The following is a 2,420-nucleotide window of genomic DNA, read 5'->3' as shown; positions in this document are numbered from 1 at the left end:
CGGTAAAATGATGTTTGAATTTGTGGGGAGTGTTATAGCTTTAATTTTATTTTTATTTTCTTATATGCATTTAAAAAAGATTCGTCAATATGATACGAGTACATATTTTGATGGGATGGATGGTATCCATGCTTCGATAACACATGATAGTGGTGGGGAGATGTAAAGGTATATAACTTTATTTTCTTGCGTGGTATGATGTTTAGAACTAGTGCATAATAGAGTTCATAAGTGATGAATGGAGAGTGAAAAGAATGAAGATTTCTTTTATTCGTCATGGTTGTTTAAGTCGTATAAGAGAACCGATGACAATTAATTCATTTCACGAATGGATGAAACAGTATGATTCCGAGTCAATGATACAAAAAGCTAAAATGCCGATAGAAACAATAGAGGCAATTGAAGCAGCGAAATTTGTCTTAACAAGTGATCAAAGGCGTGCTGTACAATCAGCAGCTGAATTGACGGATTCTTTATCTTTTATGCAAAATTCTCTTTTTAGAGAAGCTGAAGTTCCTTCATGCTTTTTTGCTCCGAAGTGGTTGAAATGCACAATTAAGGTATGGATGTTCATTGGACGAACATTATGGATACTTGGCTACCATAAAGATGTTGAGTCTTATAAGGAAGTAAGAGAGAGGGTAAGGCAAGCGGCTTACCTGTTACATCGTTATGCTCTCGTACATGGAAGTATAGCTCTTGTAGGTCATAATTATGTGAATGTAATGATTGGTGCCGAACTGAGAGCGATGGGATGGTCTGGTTCTCCTATTTTGCACAGAGAGCCATGGGGATGTACAACATATACGTTTCACGAGGCGATGGATGGAAATATATTAAATACAAATTTAACATAAAAGCACACGATTTATATAAATCGTGTGCTTTCTTTTTAAGATATAGAAATTTTGACGTTTAATGGTTTTACGAGATGAGCATAAGGTTCCCCTACTAGCATAACAATTTCATCTTTTTTATAACCTAACTTTTCGTATAGTGAATAGGCGCGTTTGTTTTCTAAATTAACAAGTAAAGCGATTTTTTTATGCCCTTTTTCAGTTGCATAGATTTCGGCAGCTTCAATTAATTTAGAACCTATCCCTTTTCCGCCGTGTGCACTTGAAACTGATAATGTATCAATGTAATACTCATCAAGCTCAGCTTCTTTTTCTAACGTAATTGATTCATCTTTATGTAATGCTCTTAAGTGATGTACAATTGGTGCGTCAAGCTGTGTTGCTTCACTACCGTGATAAGCGACAATAATTCCAACTGCACTCTCGTCTTGTTCATAGACAAAACAGTTTTCGTAGCTCAGACGGTTATTTTCTTTTGAGAACCATGTCTCAAGTCCTAGTAATACTTCTGCTTCAACTGTGCTACCTGTGATTTTTTCAGCAATTTCATGCAGAGCATTATACAATAAAGGAGCTATTGCCATTGCATCTGTCTTTTTTGCTTTCCGAATCATAGTATCCCTCCTAGTTCTATTTGTATATTGTAGCATAGTGGTATGGAACTTTGCATAATTGAATGCCGAAATGTTTGATATAGAGAAGTAGCTATGTTAGTATATGATATTTAGTGGACATATAGTAAAACAATATTGTTTGCGAAATAACGAAAATAAAATCATGGCATAACAACGAGATAAAGTGAAACGTTAATCAGTAAGATTTTTTGTTCATTCTACGACTGATTAGTAGTCAACACCAATCGGACTACCTGCAAATAGCGGGATAAATTTACAGTTGTTGACCTATAGAATATAAGATAAAATAAAATATTGCAGAGAGGTGAAATACATGGATAAAGAATTAGCAAATACAATTTTAGATCAGCTAAAAAATGGTGAAATAAAGGAGTATGTTGTTACGAAAGATGTATTTTATACGTTCAGAGAAGTTGTTGTAAATAGAGAAGACTTTAAGCATTTCATTGGTAACGCACAGCGAGGCGGGCAAGTGATTTATACATATTCAGAAACGCCACGTTCATAAAGGAGAATTTTGATCAGCAGGGCATCTCTCACTGATTAGTAGCCTTCACCAAACGGACGTTTCATGCGGGATAAATAAAAGATAAAGGAGAGGGGAATTATGGGCGATTTTAAACAAGGCATTTTACCACATTGGGATTATATGTGGAAAGATAGAGCCGGCAATCGATTTATGGGAATGGTTATGTATCCAGAGAAACGAAAATGTTCAGCAAAAATGCTTCAGAAAATAAAAAGAGCATATGAAGAAGCAATAGAAATTAAAGTAACTGTACAAGTTCAACATACATATCAGTACGTAGAAGGACTGATTGTATACTTTGATGAAGAGGCTCCTGTATGTACAATGCTTGATAAAGATGAAAATCCACATCATATATTTGTAAAAGATATTTTGCGCATTGAGTACTCTGAATAAACT

4 protein-coding genes are annotated in these 2,420 nt (G+C 34.8%); 3 read left to right on the top strand and 1 reads right to left on the bottom strand.

The window, feature by feature from the left end; genetic code table 11:
* Nucleotides 1-254 precede the first annotated feature (254 nt).
* Nucleotides 255-857, top strand: a complete 603-nt coding sequence (locus tag ABWK52_RS23675) for a phosphoglycerate mutase (RefSeq protein WP_000703098.1) — start codon at nt 255-257, stop codon at nt 855-857.
* A 35-nt stretch (nt 858-892) separates the two neighbouring features.
* Here ABWK52_RS23675 and ABWK52_RS23670 read toward each other — a convergent pair whose 3' ends face one another.
* Nucleotides 893-1,471 carry a GNAT family N-acetyltransferase gene (locus ABWK52_RS23670; protein ID WP_000619548.1) on the bottom strand — a complete coding sequence of 193 codons (579 nt, stop codon included), beginning with the start codon at nt 1,469-1,471 and terminating at the stop codon, nt 893-895.
* A gap of 334 nt (nt 1,472-1,805) precedes the next feature.
* Between ABWK52_RS23670 and ABWK52_RS23665 the strand changes: the two genes are divergently transcribed.
* Both ABWK52_RS23665 and ABWK52_RS23660 read left to right on the top strand, forming a co-directional pair.
* Nucleotides 1,806-2,000 (top strand): hypothetical protein, encoded by a 195-nt coding sequence (locus ABWK52_RS23665; protein WP_000356684.1) that lies wholly within the window; start codon nt 1,806-1,808, stop codon nt 1,998-2,000.
* 99 nt (nt 2,001-2,099) lie between these two features.
* Nucleotides 2,100-2,417, top strand: a complete 318-nt coding sequence (locus tag ABWK52_RS23660) for a hypothetical protein (protein WP_000502197.1) — start codon at nt 2,100-2,102, stop codon at nt 2,415-2,417.
* The last annotated feature ends 3 nt before the right edge of the window (nt 2,418-2,420 follow it).

The organism is Bacillus sp. AP50 (assembly GCF_040492675.1).
Taxonomy (GTDB): domain Bacteria; phylum Bacillota; class Bacilli; order Bacillales; family Bacillaceae_G; genus Bacillus_A; species Bacillus_A cereus.
This window is presented reverse-complemented; position numbering and strand designations above follow the sequence as displayed.